Raw genomic sequence first — 22,945 nt, forward strand, 5'->3', positions numbered from 1 at the left:
GACTTTCAGGAGTTTCTGAGGACCGAGCGCCGCGCATAGGACGTCAGTATGCGTAGTTCGGTACGGATTGGGTGGCGCGTGACAACGATGCCAAACAACCAACCGGAAGCGGCAAGAGCAGCACATATGACAGCGTGAATGAGCCCCATGCTCAGGCCTTCGCCGTACAGTACAAGAAACAGGGTTGGGACGAGCACGGTGCAGGCAAGCACCACCAGGCTTTGCGACGTGACCCAAGCGAGTTCCGCCCATGAAAACCGGACATGTCGATGCGCGACAAACAACGAAACAAGTGCGTAGAATGGGATAGCCAAGAACTGACCATAGGCCAGCGCCATCAACCCGATAAAGCTCGCGCCGCCCAGAACGACCATGCCGACACCGCGACCGGCGAAAGACGCTATCATTGCACTGCGATTGGCGCCAAGAGCAAACAACATCGGCTGCGTGACGATTATAGGAAACCAGAAGATGCTGGCTAAGGACAGGATGCGAACCAATGGGATAACGGTGTCCCATCCCGGGCCAAGCGCAAACGTAACGATGGGATCGGCCAAAAGTGCCGTCATTGCCAACGCAGGACAATAGACGACAGATATATAGCTTTGTGCTCGCAGATAGGCCGCACAAGCGTCCCCGCCCGCGCGTATGCTGGCCGCGAGCGCCGGATATGCGAACGAAAAAACCGCAGACATCATGAAACGGTCGGGTATGGCGCACAATACGCTGGCACGATTGTAGTAGCCTACGGCTGAAACCGGCATGGTACGCCCAAGAATAAGCTGTGGCATGGATACATAAATCCGGTCCAGCACTGAGATTGATCCCATGCTGCTCCCGAAGGATACGACGGCCCGCCACTGTGCAAAGGATGGTCGCCGAGGGATGACGCCGGGCCGGATGCTGATGGCGCAAATGGCCTTGATGAATGCGCCTGACGCATGGCCGTATGCGATGCTCATAAAGCCAAAATCCGACAACGCGCAGGCAATGGTGACGCCACCCGTTGCTGCGGCGCCCGTCGCGCTTACCCATGCCAATGTCGAAAACGCCATGTCTCTCCGCACCATCGCCTGAAACGGGGCGAAGAAAGCCTCGAACACGGCTGCAATACTCATGATCCTGAGGAACGCTGCTAAACCCGGCTGAGAATAGATCGTTTCCACCCAGCTTGCGATTAAAAGCAGGAATGCGGAGATCCCGAGGCTGACCGCCGCCATCATGCTGAACGCGGTGGCGGTGTCAGCGCTCGACAACGAAGGTCTCTGGATAAGAAAGTCGGAACTGACAAATTCTTTGACGGTCAGGGCAATCGTTGCGAGGCTCACGCCGATCGCTGCGATGCCGATCTCTTCCGGGCTCAGCAGCCGGGCAACAATGAAGAGGTTGATAAAGCCGATGAGCGTAACAAAGTATTGCTCAATATTCGCGAACACAAATGCGCGGCGCATCAACCCGGTCATCCTCTTGGCGCAAACAACGAAGCCTGACAGCTTACAAGATCCGGTTTGTCCAGCGTAAGGCTCAGCTTCACGAAGGCAGGTTATCAGGAGTAACGAAGCCGCGGCCCCCTCTCTTCGGAGACGTCGGTCCGACAAAAGGATGAGCCGGCCCTAGCGAACTCGGCCGTTTCGCCCGCCAGCGCATCGCCGCCGATCTCCTCATCTGCCCGATACGACCTTTTCCTTGCCATAGACAGCGAACTTTGGCGGCATCGACCATGCTTTTCCTACGCCGAAAGGCGTATGCCGAGGGTCGTGAATGGAGGTGTTCGCAATCGCGACGTCCTATCTGAAAGTCTTGTATGCGGACTGCACATGCAGGTGCCGCAAACAGCTGTTCAAAACGGAAGGAACCATCCTCATGCGCGTTCTGGTCACTGGCAATCAAGGTTACATCGGCACGGTCATGACGCCAATCCTCGCCCGGCATGGGCATGACATAACCGGCTTGGACATAGATCTATACAAGCATTGCAGTTACGCGCCCGGCGGGGAAGTCCCTGACATTCCGACGATCAATCAAGATGTCCGCGATGTAGAACCATCGCATCTCGCAGGGTTCGACGCGGTGATCCATCTTGCCGCGTTGTCCAATGATCCTCTTGGCAATCTCAACGAACAAGTCACGCTCGACATCAATCATCTCGGCAGCGTCCGTATGGCACGTGCCGCCAAGGCAGCAGGTGTGCAAAGGTTCTTGCTTGCCTCTTCTTGCAGCAACTACGGGCGCTCGGGCGACAAGTTGATTGACGAAGCAGGCAAGTTGAACCCGGTAACGGCCTATGGTCGATCCAAGGTATTGGCCGAGCGTGATATTGCGCTTTTGGCCGACGACACGTTCTGCCCTACGTTCCTGCGCCCTGCCACCGCATACGGGCTGTCGCCCCGCCTTCGTTTCGATATCGTACTCAACAACCTCGTGGCCTGGGCCGCGGCCGAAGGCGTCATCCTGCTGAAGTCAGACGGAAGCCCGCTTCGCCCAATCGTCCATATCGAAGATATCTCGCGGGCCTTTCTTGCCGTGCTGGAGGCTCCGACAGAACTGGTTTGGCGCGAAGCCTTCAATGTGGGCGCAACGGAGCACAACTATCGCATCCGCGATATAGCCGAAATCGTAGCAGAAGTGGTGCCAGGCTGCAGCCTTGAATTTGCGTCGGATGCAGGTCCTGACACACGGTCTTACCGCGTTGATTTTGGAAAGCTCGCCACAGTTTTTCCTGACGCGCGCCCGAAATGGGATGCGCGGGCTGGTGCGCAGCAGCTTTATGCGGCCTATGGAACAGCCCCCCTGTCAGCCGAGGATTTCGAAAGCCCGCGCTACCAGCGGATCGGACATATTCGCAAGCTGATACAGACAGGCGTGATTGACACCGAGCTACGGGTACGTCCGTCAGTGGCATCGATCGCGGAAAGCGCTTGAAATGGGAATGGCCCGGTCCGACAGTATGGCACGACGCTCAACACCTGATGCGGCGGATCGTGGAGAAAAAATCCACGCGTTTGCGTCTGAGCTCTATCCGATCTGTCGAAGTATCGCTGGCCCCGGTCTTCGCCAGACCCTTGATCTTATAGGGCAACAAATCCCGCTGGAACGGATCGAGAACCCTAGTGGTCAATCCGCGCATGATTGGACCGTGCCAGGAGAGTGGGAAATCCGTGACGCGTGGATCCGTGGACCTTCGGGGGAAATTGTTGTCGACTACAATCGCTGCAATTTGCATGTGCTGAACTACAGCGCGCCCATCCGCCGTCGGCTGCCGCTTGGCGAGTTGAAGCAGCATGTTTTTACGTTGCCAGACCAACCTGATCTGATTCCGTATCGCACCTCTTACTATCAGGAAAGATGGGGCTTTTGCATGCGTCATGCCGATCTGGAACGACTTGAGCCCGGAGACTACGAGGTTTGCATCGACGCTCATCACTGCGATGGGGCAATGAGCTACGGAGAATATCTGATCCCCGGTCGAAGCACCCGCGAGTTCATGCTGAGCGCCCATATCTGCCATCCGTCATTGGCCAATGACAATTGCTCGGGCATTGCCGTTCTGGTCGAACTGGCAAAGTTACTTGCAACGTGTGATTTGCGTTACAGCTATCGGTTCCTTTTTGCGCCGGGCACTATCGGCGCCCTGGCTTGGTTGTCTTGTCACGGTGATGTCGTGCAGCGCATTGAACACGGTTTGGTTGTATCATGCCTTGGCGATAGCGGCGGTCCGACCTACAAACGAAGCCGTCGCGGCGACGCAACCATCGACCGTGCCATGGAGCATGTGCTCTCTCACATCGGGGGAACGGCGACATGTCTGGATTTCACACCTGACGGCTATGACGAGCGGCAGTATTGTTCCCCGGGCTACGACCTACCCTTCGGCTCTTTCCAACGAAGTGCTCCCGGAACCTTCCCGGAATACCACACATCTGCAGATGATCTTGACTTCATCCGCCCCGAACACCTTGCCGCGTCGCATGACATGATCTTGCAAGCGATCAACATTATCGAGGCAGACTACCATCCCGTAAATCTATCTCCCATGGGCGAGCCGCAACTCGGTCGGCGGGGCCTTTATGGCAACATCGGCGGTACTGCGCAGGCGACAGAAATCGACGCAATCCGCTGGGTGCTTAACCTGTCGGATGGCCGTCATTCCCTTCTCGATATGGCTGAACGTTCGGGGTTCCGCTTCGATGAAATCGCCAATGCTGCACGCAAGTTGCGTGAGGCAGGATTGCTGAGCCAACGACAGGATGAGCGATAGGCGATGGGTAGGGGACTTCATGCCACGGAAATCCAACCGAAGTTGAACCCGCTCATGTATGGGCGCTTCGTGAAATTGGTCGGGTAGCGCACACCAGGTATTATGAAACTCACGCTCTAAGATGCGGCCTGCTCAATTGGTACGCCCGTTTGCAATAGCTCTGAAAGGGTGGGCCATCCTTGGTCTTTCTGGCTCATGATCGCTGGCGCTTCAGGCCATGCGATCTTGATATCCGGATCGTCATGAGCCACACCACGTGCCGAGGCAGGTGCGTAAAAGTCCGAGATAAGATACTGCGTAACGGCATCGTCTGTAAGCGATTGAAACCCGTGTGCGAACCCACGCGGAATATAGAGTTGGCGGCCGGTTGAGGGCGACAGTTCTACGGCATACCACGCCCCATAGCTGGACGAATCTCGCCTGATATCTACAACCACATCCCATATGCACCCAGCTATGCAGGAAACGATCTTTATCTCATCGTGAGGTGGTAACTGAAAATGCAATCCGCGTCGTGTTCCCCGTTTCCAGGAAACCGATTGACTATGCTGTACAAACCGGGTCTCCAACCTGCGGGCAGAAAACTCCTGTTCACAGAAAACACGTCCAAACGCGCCCCGGCTGTCGCGCACATATTCAGGCTCAATCAGCCATAGCCCATCCAAACCGGTTTCCAAGAAGCGCATGTCGATTGGCCCTCACCTCGATTGCAAAGAAGATGGTTGCAGATGGATCGCGAGCCAACCTCGACTCTCGCACAGCCGCCTCGTCTGGCGACAGGACATATAACCACCGGTTAACCGGACTGCTGAGCGACTTCCTCCGTTTGGAGTAGTCGCCTTACCTCTTCTGGATGTGGGTCCCACTGTTTGTGAGGGTCCCTCGATGCTCGTACTTCCTTTATTTCTATAAACGTGTGGGTGTCGTGTGAACCGTTCGTATCGAGTGACGGAAAGATGCCCGGTCGAGGGTATGATGACGTTGCACTCCGTTCGTGAACTGGAACTACAAGATAATTCGAATTCATTGGAATCCGCTTCCTGCCGTCTCTGCGGAACAACTCTCCGCCACACGATGGTTGATCTCGGCATGTCGCCCCCCTGCGAAAGCTTCCTGCCGCCGCATCTTGTCGACGCCGCCGAGACATACTTTCCGCTAAGGGTAATGATTTGCGACTGCTGCTGGCTTGCACAGCTACGTGAATACGTCAATCCGCAAGAGATTTTCACGGAGTACGCGTATTTTTCATCATACTCCACAAGCTGGGTCGATCACGCGCAACGCTACGCGATGATGATTTCCGAGCGCTTGAACTTGTCGGGCGAGCATCTTGTCGTGGAACTTGCCAGCAACGACGGGTACTTGCTGCAGCACTTTTCTCCACTCGGTGTCCCGGTTCTGGGCGTCGAACCTGCCGCGAATGTCGCCGCTGTGGCGGAGGAGCGTGGTGTTCCGACACTGGTCGAGTTCTTTGGCGCAAACCTGGCGCACCGATTGGTTGCCGAAGGTCGAGCGGCCGACCTGGTCATCGGGAATAACGTCTTGGCTCAGGTGCCTGATCTGAATGATTTCGTCGCCGGAGTATCCATCCTGTTGAAACCAGAGGGTGTCGTGACATTGGAGTTTCCCCATATCGCGCGGCTGATGTCAGAAAATCAATTCGACACGATCTATCACGAGCACTACTCTTACTTCTCGCTGTTGACGATCGAGACACTGGCGGCCCGACATGGGATGCGCGTCATAGATGTCGAGGAACTGCCAACGCACGGCGGTTCGTTGAGGGTCTACCTGGCGCATGATGACAGTCAGTGGAAAACATCGGTTGCGGTCACCGAGTTGAGAAATCGTGAACGTGCCGAAGGGCTTGACAACATCTCGACCTACCTCGCTTTTGACCAGCGGGCGCGACAGACCAAGCGTAAGCTCTTATCGTTCCTGATCAAGGCGAAGGACGAAGGCAAAACTATCTGCGGATATGGCGCGCCGGGAAAAGGAAACACGTTGCTCAACTATTGCGGCATCGGGCGTGACTTCCTGGATTTTACCGTCGACCGGAACCCCTACAAGCATGGGCGCTGCACCCCCGGTATGAGAATACCGATCCGTCCGGTGGCCGCGATCGAAGCGGTCAAACCGGACTATATTCTGATCCTGCCCTGGAATTTGCGCGAGGAGATCATCGCGCAACTGGAGGATGCGGCGGAGTGGGGCACCAAATTTGTAGTGCCAATTCCGTCCGTCGAAATCATAGATCCGCGAGGTGATACGCAATGAAGGTTGTTCTGTTCTGCGGGGGACTCGGGACACGTATTCGCGATTACTCCGAGAATATCCCCAAGCCGATGGTTCCTATCGGCCACCAGCCGATCATTCGTCATGTCATGCAATATTACTCTGATCACGGGCACAACGATTTCGTACTTTGTCTCGGCTACAAAGCGAATGTTATCAAGGACTTTTTCCTGCAGGCTCGTCCCCAGTCTTTCACCGACTGCGTTGTCACCGGTGGCGGTCAGACAGTCGAGATATTGGGCGAACCTGCCGCCGACTGGCGCATTGCGCTTCTCGACACCGGCATTTGGCGAAACATTGGTCAACGACTATGGGCCGTGCGTAAGCACGTCGAAAATGAGCCCATGTTTCTCGCCAACTATAGTGACGGTCTGAGCGACGTTGACCTTGACGAGATGATCGAGCGCTTCGACGCAAGCGGGAAGATAGCTTGTTTTCTTGCGGTGCGACCACCGCTCACATATCATCTTGTCGATGCAGATGATGCGGGTAACGTCCGCGAGTTCCGTTCGTCGAGCACCTCCGATATATGGATCAACGGTGGTTACTTCATCTTCCGTCCCGAAATCTTCGACTACATGCGCGACGGTGAAGAACTTGTGCTCGAGCCGTTCACCCGGCTAATCGCCGAGAATCAACTGCTGGCGTACAAGTACGAAGGCTTCTGGCGGTCAATGGATACTTTGCGCGACTGGCAGGCGCTGCAGGAAATGATCGAGAGCGGTGACACACCATGGCTGTCTACTGACCACCACAACGAACCCGCGCCAAAGAAAGCTGTCATGCCATGAACCCGATTACGTTCACCGAGCGCGTGGGAACCCTGAACGTACTTTGCATAGGGGCGCATTCGGATGATATTGAAATCGGGGCTGGCGGATTCATTCTCAGCCTTCTGGAGTCTGAACTCATCGTAAATGTGCGCTGGTGCGTTCTCAGCGCGCCCGGCGCGCGTGCAACGGAAGCCAGGCAATCGGCCGAGGACTTTTTGAAGGGCGCGGCGGCACACAGCATCGAGTTGGGCGATTTCGAGGACACACAGTTCCCCGATCAGCGCCCGCAGATCAAGGCATGGCTCGCCCGAATTCGCGATCTCGGCAGCCCAGACCTCGTGCTTGTGCATCGCGCGGACGACGCGCACCAAGATCATCGAACGTTGAATGAGCTTGCGTGGAACATGTTTCGGGATCATACTATACTGGAATATGAAGTGCCGAAGTGGGACGGAGATTTCGGCCGCCCGAACGCATATGCCGCGCTCACCCAAGCGGTGCTTGAGCGCAAGTTGGAGTTGCTTGAACGCAATTTCGCCAGCCAGCGTTCTAGAGACTGGTTCGATCCCGAAACATTTCGAGGCCTCGCACGTCTGCGAGGTATGGAATGCCGTGCGCCTGAGCGTTTCGCTGAAGCGTTCTCGGCCCCAAAGATTAGACTGGTTTGATTTAGAGCACAGAAAGGATTTTGTTCAGAAATACATTGATGAAGATTATTTCAAGTAACTGAATAAGTTTGATTTCAGAGAAAACTGTTTAGTTCCATTTTCTGGAACTTGCCTTCTTCGTCGTTTTCAGAACCGGAATGGGCCGCAAAGGAGGTCTCATACCGGCGTAAAAATAGTGTGTTTGTAGGAGGGTATTGTGAAGAATTCAAAAATTGATTCTGAGTTAGACATTGTTGACGCCCGATTTGCTCATTCATTACCACGCCCGAACCTTTACGTTCAAAAGCTTGGAAACCGTACGCCATCGCACGAAAGCGGGTGGACAATTGAATTGATTGATAACCGTGTCTTTGAGCGCGAATGTTTTGAGACTTCTGTGCGGTCAGAAAATCCATCGCTTGATGTTGTGTCCTATGCGACCGTGGAAGATTGGGACAGCGGGTCGAGACCCGATCCGAACAACTCGGCAATTATTTTCAATATAGGCAACGCCCACGCCGCCGATCCTAGATTGCGCGATGATCTTAGGGCATTGGTTGAAATGGCAAATCCGACGCCCGTTTTGGTGCTCGCGGTTTCCGAGGATCTTTCCGACATGCTTGAGGCTTTGGACGCTGGCGTCCGGGGATACATCCCGACCAGCGTAGGCGTTGCCGTCATGATTGGTGCCACCCGCCTTGCGCTTCTCGGAGGCGTATTCCTGCCCGCACGCAGCGTGCTGTCTATGCGTGAGTCTCTGAAGGAGGCACGCAACGATTGTGACAGTGTCAGTGATATGTTCACAACCAGACAAGCGGCCGTAGCCGATGCACTGCGTCGGGGCAAAGCCAACAAGACCATCGCGTACGAGCTAAACATGTGTGAGAGCACGGTCAAAGTCCATATTCGTACAATCATGAAAAAGACGCGCGCGCGAAACCGAACAGAGGCTGCCTACAAGTTGCACCAATTGTTTCCGTCAGACGCGGAGTAATTGCGTTCGAACCAGGTGAACGGCGACGAGTTCAGTGTGGTCCTGGGGTGAGAGTGAAATTAAATGATAGTATCGTCGACACGAAATGACCAAGCTGGCGCGTTTGACGCGCTCGCATCCATGTGGCGTTGGAAATTCACTCTGGTCATTCCAACCCTTTTGGGAATCGCGCTCGCCTTCGGGGTCTACAAGACAACGCCCACACGTTTCACGTCGCAAACTGTGCTCGTTATGGATTTGCGCCGACAGCAGGTTTTGCCAGAAGATGCGGTGGTCGCGCAATTGGCCCCCGAAGGCCCGGTCATCAAAACGGAACTGGACATCATTCAGTCGCGCAACACTGCGGAAACAGCGGCCAACCTACTCAAACAAGAAGGCACTGCTATTCGTCCGGCTGACAAAGATGACAACCCGGTGGTCGTAATGCTTGGCGAGCTCTATAAGCTGGCTGGCATGGCGGTCGCAGGCCCGAAGAACGAAGATACTGGCTCGGACGTAGCGACCGAAAAAAGTCATGAAGCCACAGGAATTAATGATCTTCTCTCCGGTCTGCATGTGAGCAATGTAAGCGGAACGTATACGATTTTCATCGAGTATATTTCTACCGATCCGGACTATTCGGCGCTGGCTGCCAATGCCTTTGCCGAAGCTTATCTTCAGCAGCAGATCTCGATTTATGACAGTGCCGCCAAAAGGGCCGGCGAGTGGCTTGGACCTCGCGTAGAAGGATTGCGCACACAGCTCGAGGTTGCCGAGCGCCGGCTTCAGGATCACCGGCGCAACGCCGGGCTGAACCCCGATGGGGAACAGACCATGGCGACACAAAGGCTGGTGGCTTTGAATACAGAACTCGTGACAGTGCGGGGCGAGATCGCCGAAGCACGTGCAAGATTGGAAAGCGCGGTAGGTGGTCGAGCGGACCAGGCGGGGGATGCTCAGTCATCTTTGCTCGGATCATTGCTTGAAGCCCGTGCGCAGTTGGAGAGAGAGCGGTCCCGAACGGTGGAACAAGGAGCCTTGAAAAACAAGGAACTGGCGAGAATAGAACTGGATCTGGTTTCGGTGGAACGGCAAATCGAAGACGAGCGGGATCGACTGAACCGGCAACTTTCCAGCGAGGTGACGCTTGCCAACCGGAAGGAAGCGATGCTGCTCGATGAGATATCTGAAACACGCGTCGCTCTTGCCCAGAACCAGGAAGCAATTATCCAGTCTGCGCAGCTCGAACGAGAGGTGGAAGCAACCGGGGCTATCTACGAAAGCTTTCTGACCCGCTATAAGGAGGCGATCGAGCAGCACGGAGTGGCAACGCCGGACGCACGTATCATATCCCGAGCCGAAACCGGGAAATCCGAAGGTAGCGGCCGACTTTCCAAATGGCTGATGGCGGGCGCTGCGTTGGGTGGTTTTGTTGGCGGTGCCGGCGCGCTCACCAGGAGTATGCTAAATGCGCAGTTGGCCTCTCCCGCCGCGATCCGCGCTGAAACCCATGCGTCAGTGCTCGGGTCTCTGCCGCCTTCGAACAACAGAGCATTGCGTCGCTCCCTGCGCGCCCCTCTGAACCGAAGCTGGCCAGTGGCCCCACTTTATGCGAACACGCGCATTGCCTTCCTTAACCAGACGCCGATGGTACTCGCGGTCACTGCAGATAGGGGAACCGCAGGCCGCGCGGCGGTCTCGATCGGTCTTGCACGAGCTGTGGTATCATCGGGTGAGCGGGTTCTGCTTATTGACGGTGACTTGCAGTATCCGGAATTGGCTAGGATGGTTGGGCTCAAACCAAATCGTACTGCCCCGTCCACTATGGACCCTGCGGCAGTACTGACATCGCAAGCCTGCCAGACAACATCCTGGGGCGGTGACATTCTAACGCTGCACTCGCCGGGCGATGCCAGAGCGTCGCCTTGTGGACAGGATCGAATCGCCAAAATAGTCGCCGAAGCCCGCAATTGCTACGACGTCATCATCATCGTGACGCCACCAATCGAAGACAATTCTGAGGCACTTCGACTGATGACCGTTGCAGATTCCGCGATCTATGTGTTGCGGTGGCGCAGCTCGAAAATGAACGTTGTCAGAAAGACGCTCCAACAACTGGAAACCGTGTTGCGTGACCATCCGATTGGAGTCGTCTTCTATGGCCGCAGCAACGGCACCTGTCATTTACATTTGGCGCCCAGTCCTAACGTCGAGCCGCGGAGTATGTGATATGAAAGGTCTCGGAACGTTGGCTACTCTTCTCATAGCCTTGCTGATTGCCTCTCCCGTTATTGCGCAAGACGCCGAAGACTACAGGATCAATCCCGGCGATCGGTTGTCTGTTGCCGTCTACGGAAATCCGGATCAGTCTGGCGACCTACAGATCGATGCGACGGGCACCGTTGTCCATCCTCTTGCAGGAACGGTTCGTGCGGTCGATCGGACGCTGGCGGAAATCCAGACTGAAATCACTGAAAAGCTGGCTGAATATCTTCCCAATCCAACGGTAACGGTAAGCATCGCCGCGTATTCGCCTGTTTTTGTGTTGGGCGATGTCGAAGCACCCGGAGAATACGCGTATCGACCGGGGCTGAACGCTCTGCAGCTAATCGCGTTGGCTGGTGGCGTCAGCGACCAGTTGGGACTGCAAAACGGCGTTCTCGATATCATCGAGGCGCAGCGACAGGCGGAAGAGCTTTCAGTTCGGATTTTTGCAGCCAACGTCATGATCGAGCGGTTGAAAAGTGAGCTGTCAGGGCAGAATTTCAATTCCTATGACGGCGTGGTGCCCCCGGTCGTAACCGAAGTGGATCGCGTAAGAATTTTAGCCGATGAGCGGCAGGTTTTCGATCTTCGCAAGGAACAGATGGCAGCCGCTGATCGTGGCCGCGTCGCGTTGATCGAAAGCTATAACCTTGAAATAGAATCGCTGGAGCGAAGCGTTGAACTCTATGAAGAAGAACTCGCGCTGACGAACGAAGACCTGGACGCCACGCAATCGCTTGTGGACAAGGGTCTATCTTCACCGGCGCGTCTTCGCGAAGTACAACGCGCCCAATCTGCCATGCACCGGGATCTACTGGAAGTTCAGATGTATCTGTCTCGTGCGCGCCACGGCAGGCTTGAAGCGGAACGGCAGCGCGCGGATTCAGACGCGGTTTTCCGTGCGACGGTTGGCGAGGCATTGAAACTCGCGCATTCCGAATTGGCCCAATCGAAGCTGCAATTGCAGGCGATTTCAAAGACCATCTCGACGTTGCGGATAGCCCGGGAACAAATGGGCGCCAGTTCCGATTCTGCGCCGCGTATCACATTGACGGTAACGAGGGGCGATGGCGCAGATGGCACCGACATTTCCATCACTGAAGGCACACAGCTATTGCCCGGCGACATTCTGGAGGTCTCTCGCCCCGCGCCGTTTCTGGCGGACATAACCAACTGAGGAGAGGATGCTCAACGGTGCGAATATGACAGGCTAGGGGTTCACCTGCCAATGGTGGCCTTCGCGGCAGCGCTGCAAGCACCTGAACCAATCTTTCGGCTAGCCGACCGTAAAACGGATGATGGTAAGCGCTTGTCCGAATGATCACTCGTTTAAGCACACGATCGGTTATCTGATTGGCGGCAGAATTGCATGCGGCGTGTTGGCGGGGGTTCACGTTGCGATCGAGGCGGAAAATTTTGGCGCGGGCTATTCGTATGAGAGTGATACTTGTTAACCGTTTCTTCTATCCTGACGAGTCCGCCACCAGCCGGATGTTGTCAGGGCTCGCCTTTTCTCTCGCACACGAAGGTATTGAAGTGACGGCGCTTTGCGGCTGTCGACCCGGTGATGACGAGAGTACCCTGGGCAAACATACCGAACGTGGCGTCGAGATCGTCAGGTTGTCTTCAACGAAGGGCGAACGTCATGGTCTCATCTGGCGCGCCCTGAATGATTTACGTTTCCATCTGCGAACTGGTCTGTGGCTTTTACGGAACGTCCAAAGTCGCGATATTTGTGTCATCTGCACTGATCCACCGCTTCACAGTGTCAGCGCGGCGCCCGCCATCGTCTTTCGCGGTGGTCTCATGGTGAACTGGGCCTTCGACCTGTTTCCGGACGTCGCCATAGAACTTGGTGTTATTCAGCGTCGTCGCGTCTTGGCACGCAGCATGCTATTTCTGCGAGATCTGTCGTTGCGCTCCGCCGCGCGTATTGTCTGCCCAATCGGATCCATGGCCGAGAGACTTGTCGAGCGGGGTCATCCTCGCGAGAAGCTCATCGTGATACGCCTTTGGTCAAATGGCGACGAAATCGCACCCGTCGCTGCGAACGATAACCCGCTTCGACAAAACTGGGGTTACAAAGATCAACTGGTGATCGGCCATTCAGGAAATTTTGGCCGGGCGCATGACTTTACGACGCTTATCGGTGCCGCCAACCTTCTGAAGGACGATCCACGCATCCAATTTCTGCTTGTTGGCAACGGGGTGAAACGCACTGAGGTAGAAGAACAAGTCAGGACACTCGGCCTGAGCAACGTCTCATTCCAACCGCTTCAGCCCCGCGAGAAGCTTAGCGAAAGCATGTCGGTAGCCGATGCACATGTGGTGTCCCTTTTCCCTGAATTGGAAAGTTGCATTGTTCCAAGTAAGTTTTATGGGGTGCTCGCGGCAGGCCGTCCCACCCTATTCGTCGGTAGTCGGGAAGGCGAAGTCGCTCGCATCTGCGCCGATGCGGACTGCGGTGTCCAAGTCGATATAGGTGATGTCAATGCGTTGACCCGCCAGATTCTCCGACTGCGAGACGATCCTGGACGACGCTTGGCGATGGGCCAACGGGCACGAAACCTGTTTCTGTCCGATTACAGTCGTCAGCGCGGCATGGGCGAATGGCGGGCGTTACTTGACGATCTGGCGCAGCCCTCGTCCGGTGAGGTCTCTCCGGGTATTTCGGCCCCCCAGCCTGGCGGGGTCGGGAAATGACCGCGGACGTGATCGTATGCCATCTTGGGGCGCGACGGCACTATGCCGAGGCGCGGATGTTGGCGACACACCACCGGCTCGCCTGGTTCTGCACGGACATCTGCGCGACGACCGGGTGGACATCGCCCTTGTCGCGCCTGCCGGCGTGTATAGGACCGGCAGCGCTGCGGCGGCTGGCCGGTCGCGTGCCGGAGGGTGTGCCGCCCGGTCGTATCGTGTCCTTTCCGCTTTTCGGGCTCCACTCCGCGGTCGTACGCTCCTTCGGGCATGATGAAACCGACGTGATCCGCCATGCGATCTGGGCCGGTCAAAGGTTTTCGCAATTGGTGGCGCGGCGAGGCTTCAACGGCGCACAAGGCTTGTACACCATCTCCGGTGAGGGCTTGGAAATGATCCGAGTCGCGAAGGCAGAGGGCCTATGGGTCGCCGTGGATCAGATTAATGCGCCGCATGAACTTCTCGAACGCCTCGTTGAAAAGGAGCGCCAGCGGTTTCCCGGATGGAGTTCGAGACAACCAACATCTGTAACCGTCGCTCAGTCCTTCGCAGATCGTGAGCGCGCCGAGTGGGAACTCGCTGACGTCATTGTCTGCCCGTCCGAGTTTGTGCGTGATGGCATCGACGCAGTCGGCGGCCCGGTGGAGAAATGTGTGGTGGTTCCCTCTGGTGTTAACGGCGAAATCACTTCGAACACAGGTTCGCGCGCACCCGGCCCTCTAAGGGTTCTGACCGCAGGTGCTGTTGGGCTGCGCAAGGGTTCGCCATATGTGATGGAGGCCGCCGAAAGGATGAAGGAGAAAGCGGAATTTCGGATGGTTGGCCCTGTGAACCTTCCCGAAGCTCCGCTGAAGCGGCTGCGGGCGACGATAGAGGTGCTAGGTGTCGTACCCCGCAACGCAATGGCCGCGCAATACAAGTGGGCCGATGTGTTTTTGCTTCCGTCAACTTGTGAAGGGTCCGCGATGGTTGTCTACGAAGCGCTTGCCGCAGGGCTGCCCGTTGTCGTGACGCCCAACACGGGCAGTGTCGTGACGGATGGAAAAGATGGATTCACGGTTCCTCAGGGCGACAGCGGTGCCATCGTGGAGTGTCTCGAAAGATTGCTCACGGACCCGGAACTTCGGCATCGAATGTCGGAAGTCGCCAGACAAACGGCGGAAAACCACACGGTCGCCCGGTATGGTGAACGACTTCTTGCGGCGCTGCCCGGGTAGATATCGAGGATGCTGATGCCATGGAAATTCTGCACGTCATAGACGATCTCGATCCGGCGCATGGTGGTCCACAGAGTGTGGTGGTTCGCCTTGCAGCGGCCCAGGCTGCACATGGAGCGGATGTTGGTCTCGCCAGCTATTCGCCCGCGCACATCGTTTCCCAAGCGACGGCGGGTATTCCCGGTATCGAACGTGTCGCGATCAGCGTACTTGGTGCGGAGCGTGCGTGGACGGAGCTGATCTGTTCACAGGCGGCCAGAATTCTGTCCTCCAGGATAGGATCATCAGATATCGTCCATCTTCATGGAGTGTGGGAGCCACTCTTGTTGCGTGCCTCGCATTTGGCGAGACGCAAAGATGTGCCCTATGCGATCAGCCCACATGGTATGCTTGATCCGTGGAGTCTTGGCCAGAAGCGCGCCAAGAAAAGCGCCGCCTTGAAGTTGGGCTTTCGCGCCATGCTGAACAACGCAGCATTCATCCATACGCTCAACCAAGACGAGAGCAGGCTACTTGCGCCGCTTCAACTGACGGCACCGACGCGGACGATTCCGAACGGGATATATATGGAAGAAGTGGATAGGTTCGCAAGGCGCGGCCATTTCAGATCGCGCTTCCCAGACATCGGCCCTGATCCCTATATTCTATTCTTGTCGCGCCTGCACCCCAAGAAGGGGCTTAACGTTCTGGCGGATGCCTTCGCAATGCTGAAGCAACGGCGTCCTGACATCCGGTTGGTCGTTGCGGGGCCCGACGCCGGAGCGCTCTCGTCATTTAGAACGATCATTTTGGCGCATGAGATCGAAGACGCGGTACATGTTGTCGGACCACTTTACGGAGCGGCGAAATTCGAGGCTCTCGCAGATGCAGCCTGCTTTTGCTTGCCAAGCTATCAAGAGGGTTTCAGCGTCGCGATCACCGAAGCGTTGGCTTGCGCCACGCCTGTCGTGATTTCCGAGCAATGCCATTTCCCGGAGGTAAGAACCATCCAGGCAGGGCGCGTGCTGCCCCTGTCCGCGCAGGCGTTCGCTGACGGGCTTTACGATGTTCTCGCTGATCGAAACAAAGCACGCGCGATGGGCGAACTTGGTCGTCGCTTCGTTGCCGAGAACCTGACCTGGGACAAGATCGCCGCACAATCACTCGCGATATATGAAAGCCACCGCTCCTCCACGCATCCAACCGCAACGGGAATAGTCAGCGCGACGAACTGAATGTCTCGAAGTTGAACGGTTGACGATTTCTAAGTGCCTTGGCGGGGTTCCCAGCATAAACGACCCATGGGTCAAGTGAACGCATGGCCACGCCGCGCGCGCCGAGGACAGCGCCTTCGCCAATATGCACTCCTGGCCCGACAAAGGCTTCGGCAGCAATCCAGGCGTCTGCACCGACAGTGATCGCGCTGGCGCGCATCGGAAAATCTGGTCGATCGATGTCGTGACCTGCCGTGCAAAGATGGGCACCCTGCGAAATGTTTGCTCGCCCATGCAACGTCACGGGCGCGACATTATAGCAGTTCACCTTCGGTCCCAGTGAACTGTGCGGCGCCATTTCCAGATGGCCCGGCCACCAGATGCGCACACTGGATCGGACTCTTGCAGTTGGATGAATTTTTGCCCCGAAGGCGGTCAGTAGGGCGCGGCGCAGCGGCATCCAGCCCGGCGGCGTCCAGCGCGCGCCGATCAACCAGCAGATGATCCACAAAAGCCGGGACATCCGATGATTCAGAGAAAATGTCGGAGCCCCAAGTACGGGTAGCGCGCGTTGATCATCTGGTTTTCTTGTGCCGTGGGCAGTCATGCTAGGCCTCCTGAACATGCCGGGTCGTCGGTCGTGCCAGCGCATAGGCAAAGACCGGGGTACAGAAGACGAGCATATGCACCCACCCGGACAGCACCCAGTCGGTTTGGTGTGAGAACGCATGCATAGCGGGCACGACGCTAAGGATATAGACGAACTGGCCGAGCGTGTCGCCTCGCTGCGCCGAGTTCCAGATGCGCCGCAATATGTAAGCAAGCAGGAAGAACTTCAGAGCACCCAAATACCAGAAGGACTGGAACGCATCTGACATACCTGTCATTGTTGACCCGGTCGCCGGTTGAAAATCCCGAGGGACACCAGGAGTAGATACCATCAACTCCTGTTTCACATCGGCTCCAACGAAGCGCGAGGGCACATAGTTCCACACCAGATTGTTCCAGTGAATCGAGCCATAATCAAACCGCGACGTGGCATCGATATGGTCGATCAGGATCATCGCATATCGCAGTTCATGCCCTCCGTCTTGAAAGCTTTCTGTTAGGTTGCCGACAAAATCGATCTTGTAGATCTGGCTCATCTCCGGACCCGAATTGGCCCGGGTAACGTTGCGGTACTCCGACATGCTTGCAGTGCCCAGTACGGCGACGGCGACGGCGCCAATGAGCAACATCCGCGACATCTTCCGCCCGCGCTGGAACCAGAACGCAAGCGCGAAGATCATAAACAACTCGGCCGCTTCCGCACGCTTACCCGTCACAACTATCCGGTCCAGATAGAACATCGTGTCGATGGCGATCACGGCGAGCATCCATTTGGTCGGGCGCCTGGCAAAACAAAGGCAGGCAATCGTCAAGCCATAGGTCATCAGACGTGCAAAGAAGAGATACTTGACCGGCGCGCCCGAGATTTGCACTCCCACGATCGCCTCACCCGGTATCTGGCCAAGCTTGTAGTAGAAATATGCGCCGATCAGTGAAAAGACGGTCGCCACTTCCATAAGCCGTCTCTCCGACAAGTCCGCCCGCAGCAGATCAATCGGACGGCGTGCGATCTGCCAGCCCACCAGCAGGAACAGAAAGCAAAGCAACGTCATGAATATGGTCTTGTCGTACGCGCCGACCGGCAGAAACGGTGCGTAGAGCAACGAAATCGCCTGAGGCAGGACGAAGGAAGCCACAATCAAGCCGGCGAGGAACGGCAGTTCGAAGATGCGCCGGGTATCCACCAATCCGCGAAACAAGCATCCGAGCGTCAGCGCGACGAGCGCAACAAGAAGTATGTTACTCATCGGCCCAGCCCCGCCGCGTTACGTCGACTGGCCGAGCTGGCGCCTCCGCCGTTCGGCGGTTTTGACCACGATCATGAGTTCATAGCTGGCAAGCATCCGACAATAGGTGAAGCCGGCCCATCCGTCGAGAATCCCACCGCGCAGCACATACATATACAGGAAGCGTTGCGTCGGGCGAAACGGCAAGCGTGCGGCAATGGCCTTTATTGCGTAACGCCTGTCGGTCGGATCAGGTGACAAGAGATCTCGCCAGCTTGTTGCTTGGGAAGTGACTTCCTCGGTGGCGATCATGGCTTCGTCTGATGAGTAACGGTTGTGCTTGTCATACCAAGCCTCAAGCCCCTTGTTAAAGCTGTAATGGAGGTAGTGCGATGTGAGCTTTCCGCTCGGCCCATCGCCGACGCAGCGGCAATGTATCAGTCTCTCGAAACGTGTACGCTCGGGGCGTACGAAGCGCGGCATCCATGTGGGATAAAGACTGCTTCTCCGTATCCAGCGCCCCATGAACATATTCCGATAGCGCGCCAGGAAGAACGCTTCGGGACGTGTCGGATCGCTTGCGATGGCGCACATTTCGTCGCGAAGCTCCGTCGTGCAGATCTCGTCGGCATCCGGGATGTAGACCCATGCATGCTTGAACGCGATCTCCTTCATTCCGAAGTTTCTCTGATTTGGTTCATTGTCGAATACGCGTTGCACCACCCGAGCACCCGCAGCACGTGCAATTTCAACCGTGCGATCGGTGCTGAAGGAATCGAGCACCACGATGTCGTCGCACCAATCCAGCGCGGCTAAGCAAGAAGGAAGGTTTTCCTCTTCGTTCAGGGTCAGGATGAGAACCGAAACATTCATCTCTGAATTACCTCCGCCACAAGATGTTTCTTGTCACCACTGCCCGTCATCGCTGCTGAAGCGCCGGGACCGATACCCCCGTGGCAGCCCCACTTGCTTGCTTTCCGGCGCTCCGTGCCGCGATGCGTACCAGTGCGGTATGCGCTGCGACCGGTAACGACAGCCCGAGCAGCATCAGGTTCGCCGGTATGTCCACCATCACGCCCAGGTAGCCTACAGCGCCACATACGAAGGCCGTTGCAGTGATCGCTGCCGATGCTTTCTGGTGAGACAATCCCAAATCAAGCAGCAAATGATGAATATGCCACCTGTCGGGTGAAAACGGGCTACGACGCGCGGCAATACGTCTGATGATCAGGCTGACCGCATCAATGAGCGGCACTGCCACCAACCATAGCAATGCTGCGAAAGTTGGCGCGTTCTCTTTGCTTGCCAATCCCAGGATTAAATAGGCGAGACCCGCGCCCAATGCCGTGCTGCCCGCATCGCCCAGAAAGGCAGAGGCTCTGGGTCGCCATGCGTTGCGCATATTGAACACCAAGAACCCCGCTGTTGCCGCAATAGCGATCTCTGCATCACCGGCAATGCCAGCCTCGCCATTTGCAAGTGCAATAAGACACAGCCAGAACAGCGCTGATACTGTCACGCCACCAGCGAGGCCATCCAGGCCATCTATCATGTTGATGCTGTTAAGCAGGAGCAACGCGAAGCCAAAGGCCACAATCGTCCCAACCACAGGTGATATTTGGGGTAAGGATGCGGTTAGGTCGCCCATGGGGACCCCGGCCACGTCTCCGGACACGAACAGCAAAAGTGCCGCGAGGCCATAGCTGACCAAACGTCCAAGTGCAGGCAATCCGCGTAAGTCGTCGACCGCTCCGATGCAAGCGACGATCAAGACCCAAGCGCAGGCACTCGCGGGCGCGGACAACGCTCCGAAGGTCGCAGCTACGGCCAGTGCCAGGAGGATTGCCACCCCTCCGCATGTTGGCGTCGCGGCCTCGTGCCGCTTACGTCCCATCGGCACATCCATGAAACCCAAGCGTGCCGCCAGCGGCTGAAAATAATGGATGACGACAACCACAACAAGAAAGACGTTCAGTAAAATGGTCGGCTGAATACTCATGATCTGATCAACTCGTTTCTGGTCCGCAAACGCCAGAACGCAAAGGTCGGCTGCGCCATCGACCCTTCGTTCACGATCAGTTTAGAAGTACGATGACCCGCGAGCCGCTACCAATCCGACCGAAGTTCGTTCCGTCGAAGGGACGAAGCTCGGGCAAACGTCGCCATGCAAAGTCATACTTTCGGACAGACTTGTCCTTATGTGCATGAGCGTCGTGCCCACATCATGGCAGAAGGTCGGAGGCCTACGCTTTTCGATTCGATCCACGTCGTCTCTGCTTAAGCTTCGTCGACTCGAAGCGCTCGAAAAGTGGCCCTTGTCTTGGTTGGCGCTGCGGGAAAGTCAGCCGCCGGGCTGAAAGCGTGAATGCAGCCAAACAGCATAAGCTCTCACTGAGAGTGGAAAACTGCGGCGACTATACATGCGAGTGTCGGTCATCTCGCCATGTTTCATTTCACCCTGCAACGGGCCATAATTTATAGCCTTCTACGGATTGTGAACCGCAGTTCGAAACGAGCGTAATGCAGGCAGAAGGTTTGACAAATCGGCCTGACCTCCGCCTCCGAGCGCGTGATACGCGTTTTCAAAATGACCAAACAGCTCCGCATAGCGTGCCGCGCTATCTGCATTCGGAGTGAATACCCTTGCCGGGGGACAAAGCCTGTTCTGTGCGTCTTCGATTGAACAAAACTCCCGCGCTGCAAGTGCTGCGAACACGCAGGCTCCGACCCCGACCGGAGAGTGTTCAGGGACATGAACCGCTTTGCCCAACACATCGGCATAGACCTGATTCAGCACATTATTCTTCTGCGGGATGCCCCCGGCGTTCACGATCCGGTCGACCGATAAACCGCCCTGTGCCATACGGTCGACGATGATCTTCACATGCATTGCCATGCCTTCGATTGCGGCATGCATTTCATCGGCGGCAGAATGAGCAAGATCCCAGCCGAAGGTTACCCCGCCCAGATCGGAACGCACCAGAACGGTGCGATCCCCATTGTCCCACGTCAAGCGAAGTAACCCGCTTTGGCCCGGCCCGTAGCCGGCAATCTGACTGCATAGCGTGCCAACGTCCGTGCCTGCACGACGTGCGATGGCTTCGAACAGATCGCCGGTTGCGGATTGGCCTGCTTCGATACCCGTATAGCCGGGAATGACGCTGCCTGGTACCGCGCCGCATATGCCTTCCACCGGCGTGAAATGATCGCTGCCAAGCGCGATAATGCAGGTCGACGTGCCGATCACGTTCACGACGTCGCCCGGCTTGCATCCTGTGCCGATTGCGTCCCAATGTGCATCAAATGCGCCGATGGGGATTGGAATGCCCGCCGAAAGGCCCATTGCATGGGCCCATTCGGGCGCAAGGTTACCGGCGATGTCCAGCGATGTGCCATAGCGACCGGTTAGACGGTCGTTGATGCCGTCCAACAGCGGGTCAACCCTGGTCAGAAAATCCTGCTCGGGCAAACCGCCCCAGCCTTCACCCCACATCCACTTATGGCCCATCGCGCAGATGCTGCGAGGCAGATCGGCCAGGTCAGTGATCCCGCACAGGGTGGCGGCGACCATGTCGCAATGCTCCAGCGCGGTACCGACGTGGTCGCGACGGTCCGGGTTGTGGCGCAGAAAATGCAGAAGCTTCGCATAGCCCCACTCGTGCGAATAAACGCCACCGCACCAGCGCAGGGCTTCCAGACCCTCGGCGCGTGCAAGCTCGGTGATCTCCGCGGCTTCGTTATGCGCGGTGTGATCGCACCACAGGTAGTAGTCGGTGAGCGGTTGCATGTCCTTGTCGACCACAATCACGCTTGAGCCGGTCGTGTCCGCCGCAAATGCCGCGATCGTCGTGCCATCGACACCAGCCATCTCGATCGCCGTCCGGGTTGCGCGGACAAGCGCGTCCATCTGGTCCGTGTGGGACTGGCGCGCGAACAAGGGATCGGTCGGGCTGCGATGCAGGGGGTACTCTCCGATACCCGTGCCAAGCGTGCGCCCGTCATCGGTATCCATGATCGTTACGCGCACACTTAGCGTCCCGAAATCCGCGCCTGCAACGAGCGTCATTTCGTTCTCCCGAATTATTCTTTTACTGACCGTAGGTCGCGTTCGCGCCGTGTTTGCGCAGATAGTGCCGGTCAAGCAATGCTGGCTGGATTGGCGCGATATCAGGTCTGATCATCATCGTGTGCCATGCCATCCGCGCAACCTCTTCCAGAATAAAGGCGTTATGGACCGCGTCTTCCGGTGTGCGTCCCCAGACGAATGAGCCATGCCCGGCCACAAGCGCTGCCGGAACCTGCATCGGGTCTCGGTCTTTGAAGGCTTCGACGATTACCTCTCCGGTAGCCGCGACATAGCGGGTCGCAATTTCTTGCGGCGTCAGTTGGCGGGTCACCGGAACCTCGCCATAGAAGTAATCCGCGTGGGTCGTTCCGAGGGGCGGGATCGGCACAAGCGCTTGCGCCATGATCGTGGCGTAGGTCGAATGGGTGTGGATGACCGCGCCGATTTCAGGAAAGGCCCGATACAGCACAAGATGCGTGTCCAAATCCGATGATGGTTTGAGCTTATTGTCCAGCGTCTTGCCGTCCAAGTCAGTTACGACCATGCTATCGACTGTCATCTCGTCATAGGGCACGCCGCTGGGCTTGATCACAATTCGGCCGTTGTCCCGGTCGATCCCGCTGGCATTGCCAAAAGTTGCCATCACAAGGCCGTGGCGAACTGTCGCCAGATTGGCATCCAGCACGGCTTCTTTGAGATCGTTCAGAGACATCAAGGAATTCC

19 protein-coding genes are annotated in these 22,945 nt (G+C 56.8%); 11 read left to right on the forward strand and 8 right to left on the reverse strand.

The window, feature by feature from the left end:
- Positions 1–5: 5 nt before the first annotated feature.
- Positions 6–1,451 carry an oligosaccharide flippase family protein gene (locus FPZ52_RS12220; RefSeq protein WP_168201346.1) on the reverse strand — a complete coding sequence of 482 codons (1,446 nt, stop codon included), beginning with the start codon at positions 1,449–1,451 and terminating at the stop codon, positions 6–8.
- A 412-nt stretch (positions 1,452–1,863) separates the two neighbouring features.
- Between FPZ52_RS12220 and FPZ52_RS12225 the strand changes: the two genes are divergently transcribed.
- Both FPZ52_RS12225 and FPZ52_RS12230 read left to right on the forward strand, forming a co-directional pair.
- Entirely contained in the window at positions 1,864–2,922 is a 1,059-nt protein-coding gene (locus tag FPZ52_RS12225) for an NAD-dependent epimerase/dehydratase family protein (RefSeq protein WP_146365888.1), read from the forward strand.
- A gap of 25 nt (positions 2,923–2,947) precedes the next feature.
- Positions 2,948–4,258, forward strand: a complete 1,311-nt coding sequence (locus FPZ52_RS12230) for a DUF4910 domain-containing protein (protein WP_146365889.1) — start codon at positions 2,948–2,950, stop codon at positions 4,256–4,258.
- A gap of 116 nt (positions 4,259–4,374) precedes the next feature.
- Here FPZ52_RS12230 and rfbC read toward each other — a convergent pair whose 3' ends face one another.
- Positions 4,375–4,944: a dTDP-4-dehydrorhamnose 3,5-epimerase gene (gene rfbC, locus FPZ52_RS12235; protein ID WP_146365890.1), complete on the reverse strand. Its 570-nt coding sequence runs from the start codon at positions 4,942–4,944 to the stop codon at positions 4,375–4,377.
- Positions 4,945–5,230: 286 nt separating this feature from the next.
- On the opposite strand from rfbC, the gene FPZ52_RS12240 reads away from it, so the two are divergent.
- From FPZ52_RS12240 to FPZ52_RS12280, 9 genes are all read left to right on the forward strand, one after another.
- The gene (locus FPZ52_RS12240) at positions 5,231–6,535 is read left to right on the forward strand and encodes a methyltransferase domain-containing protein (protein WP_420851718.1); all 1,305 of its coding nucleotides are present in this window, start codon (positions 5,231–5,233) and stop codon (positions 6,533–6,535) included.
- On the forward strand, positions 6,532–7,344 hold the full coding sequence (locus tag FPZ52_RS12245) for a sugar phosphate nucleotidyltransferase (RefSeq protein ID WP_146365891.1): 813 nt from the start codon (positions 6,532–6,534) through the stop codon (positions 7,342–7,344). Before FPZ52_RS12240 ends, FPZ52_RS12245 begins: the two co-directional genes overlap by 4 nt.
- Positions 7,341–7,994: a PIG-L deacetylase family protein gene (locus FPZ52_RS12250; RefSeq protein WP_146365892.1), complete on the forward strand. Its 654-nt coding sequence runs from the start codon at positions 7,341–7,343 to the stop codon at positions 7,992–7,994. Before FPZ52_RS12245 ends, FPZ52_RS12250 begins: the two co-directional genes overlap by 4 nt.
- Before the next feature lie 196 nt (positions 7,995–8,190).
- A complete protein-coding gene (locus tag FPZ52_RS12255; protein ID WP_146365893.1) occupies positions 8,191–8,967 on the forward strand; it encodes a LuxR C-terminal-related transcriptional regulator in 777 nt (258 codons plus the stop codon).
- A gap of 63 nt (positions 8,968–9,030) precedes the next feature.
- Positions 9,031–11,175, forward strand: coding sequence for a GumC family protein (locus FPZ52_RS12260; RefSeq protein WP_146365894.1), 2,145 nt, complete (start codon positions 9,031–9,033; stop codon positions 11,173–11,175).
- 1 nt (position 11,176) lies between these two features.
- Positions 11,177–12,388, forward strand: coding sequence for a polysaccharide biosynthesis/export family protein (locus tag FPZ52_RS12265; RefSeq protein ID WP_168201347.1), 1,212 nt, complete (start codon positions 11,177–11,179; stop codon positions 12,386–12,388).
- A 176-nt stretch (positions 12,389–12,564) separates the two neighbouring features.
- Complete coding sequence (locus tag FPZ52_RS12270; protein WP_146365896.1) at positions 12,565–13,914, forward strand: glycosyltransferase family 4 protein; 1,350 nt, start codon at positions 12,565–12,567, stop codon at positions 13,912–13,914.
- On the forward strand, positions 13,911–15,128 hold the full coding sequence (locus FPZ52_RS12275; protein WP_146365897.1) for a glycosyltransferase family 4 protein: 1,218 nt from the start codon (positions 13,911–13,913) through the stop codon (positions 15,126–15,128). Before FPZ52_RS12270 ends, FPZ52_RS12275 begins: the two co-directional genes overlap by 4 nt.
- A gap of 20 nt (positions 15,129–15,148) precedes the next feature.
- Positions 15,149–16,342 (forward strand): glycosyltransferase, encoded by a 1,194-nt coding sequence (locus FPZ52_RS12280; RefSeq protein ID WP_146365898.1) that lies wholly within the window; start codon positions 15,149–15,151, stop codon positions 16,340–16,342.
- Here FPZ52_RS12280 and FPZ52_RS12285 read toward each other — a convergent pair.
- The 6 genes from FPZ52_RS12285 to araD form a co-directional block, all read right to left on the reverse strand.
- Positions 16,326–16,928 (reverse strand): putative colanic acid biosynthesis acetyltransferase, encoded by a 603-nt coding sequence (locus FPZ52_RS12285; protein WP_146365899.1) that lies wholly within the window; start codon positions 16,926–16,928, stop codon positions 16,326–16,328. The two genes, FPZ52_RS12280 and FPZ52_RS12285, sit on opposite strands and share 17 nt — an antisense overlap.
- 1 nt (position 16,929) lies before the next feature.
- Positions 16,930–18,177: a hypothetical protein gene (locus tag FPZ52_RS12290; RefSeq protein WP_146365900.1), complete on the reverse strand. Its 1,248-nt coding sequence runs from the start codon at positions 18,175–18,177 to the stop codon at positions 16,930–16,932.
- An 18-nt stretch (positions 18,178–18,195) separates the two neighbouring features.
- The gene (locus tag FPZ52_RS12295) at positions 18,196–19,029 is read right to left on the reverse strand and encodes a glycosyltransferase family 2 protein (RefSeq protein WP_146365901.1); all 834 of its coding nucleotides are present in this window, start codon (positions 19,027–19,029) and stop codon (positions 18,196–18,198) included.
- Positions 19,030–19,075: 46 nt separating this feature from the next.
- The gene (locus FPZ52_RS12300) at positions 19,076–20,155 is read right to left on the reverse strand and encodes an MraY family glycosyltransferase (protein ID WP_146365902.1); all 1,080 of its coding nucleotides are present in this window, start codon (positions 20,153–20,155) and stop codon (positions 19,076–19,078) included.
- Between the two features lie 486 nt (positions 20,156–20,641).
- Positions 20,642–22,222, reverse strand: coding sequence for a ribulokinase (locus FPZ52_RS12305; RefSeq protein ID WP_146365903.1), 1,581 nt, complete (start codon positions 22,220–22,222; stop codon positions 20,642–20,644).
- A gap of 22 nt (positions 22,223–22,244) precedes the next feature.
- Complete coding sequence (gene araD, locus FPZ52_RS12310) at positions 22,245–22,934, reverse strand: L-ribulose-5-phosphate 4-epimerase AraD (protein ID WP_146365904.1); 690 nt, start codon at positions 22,932–22,934, stop codon at positions 22,245–22,247.
- Positions 22,935–22,945: the final 11 nt, after the last annotated feature.

The organism is Qingshengfaniella alkalisoli, from assembly GCF_007855645.1.
GTDB classification, from domain to species: Bacteria; Pseudomonadota; Alphaproteobacteria; order Rhodobacterales; family Rhodobacteraceae; genus Qingshengfaniella; species Qingshengfaniella alkalisoli.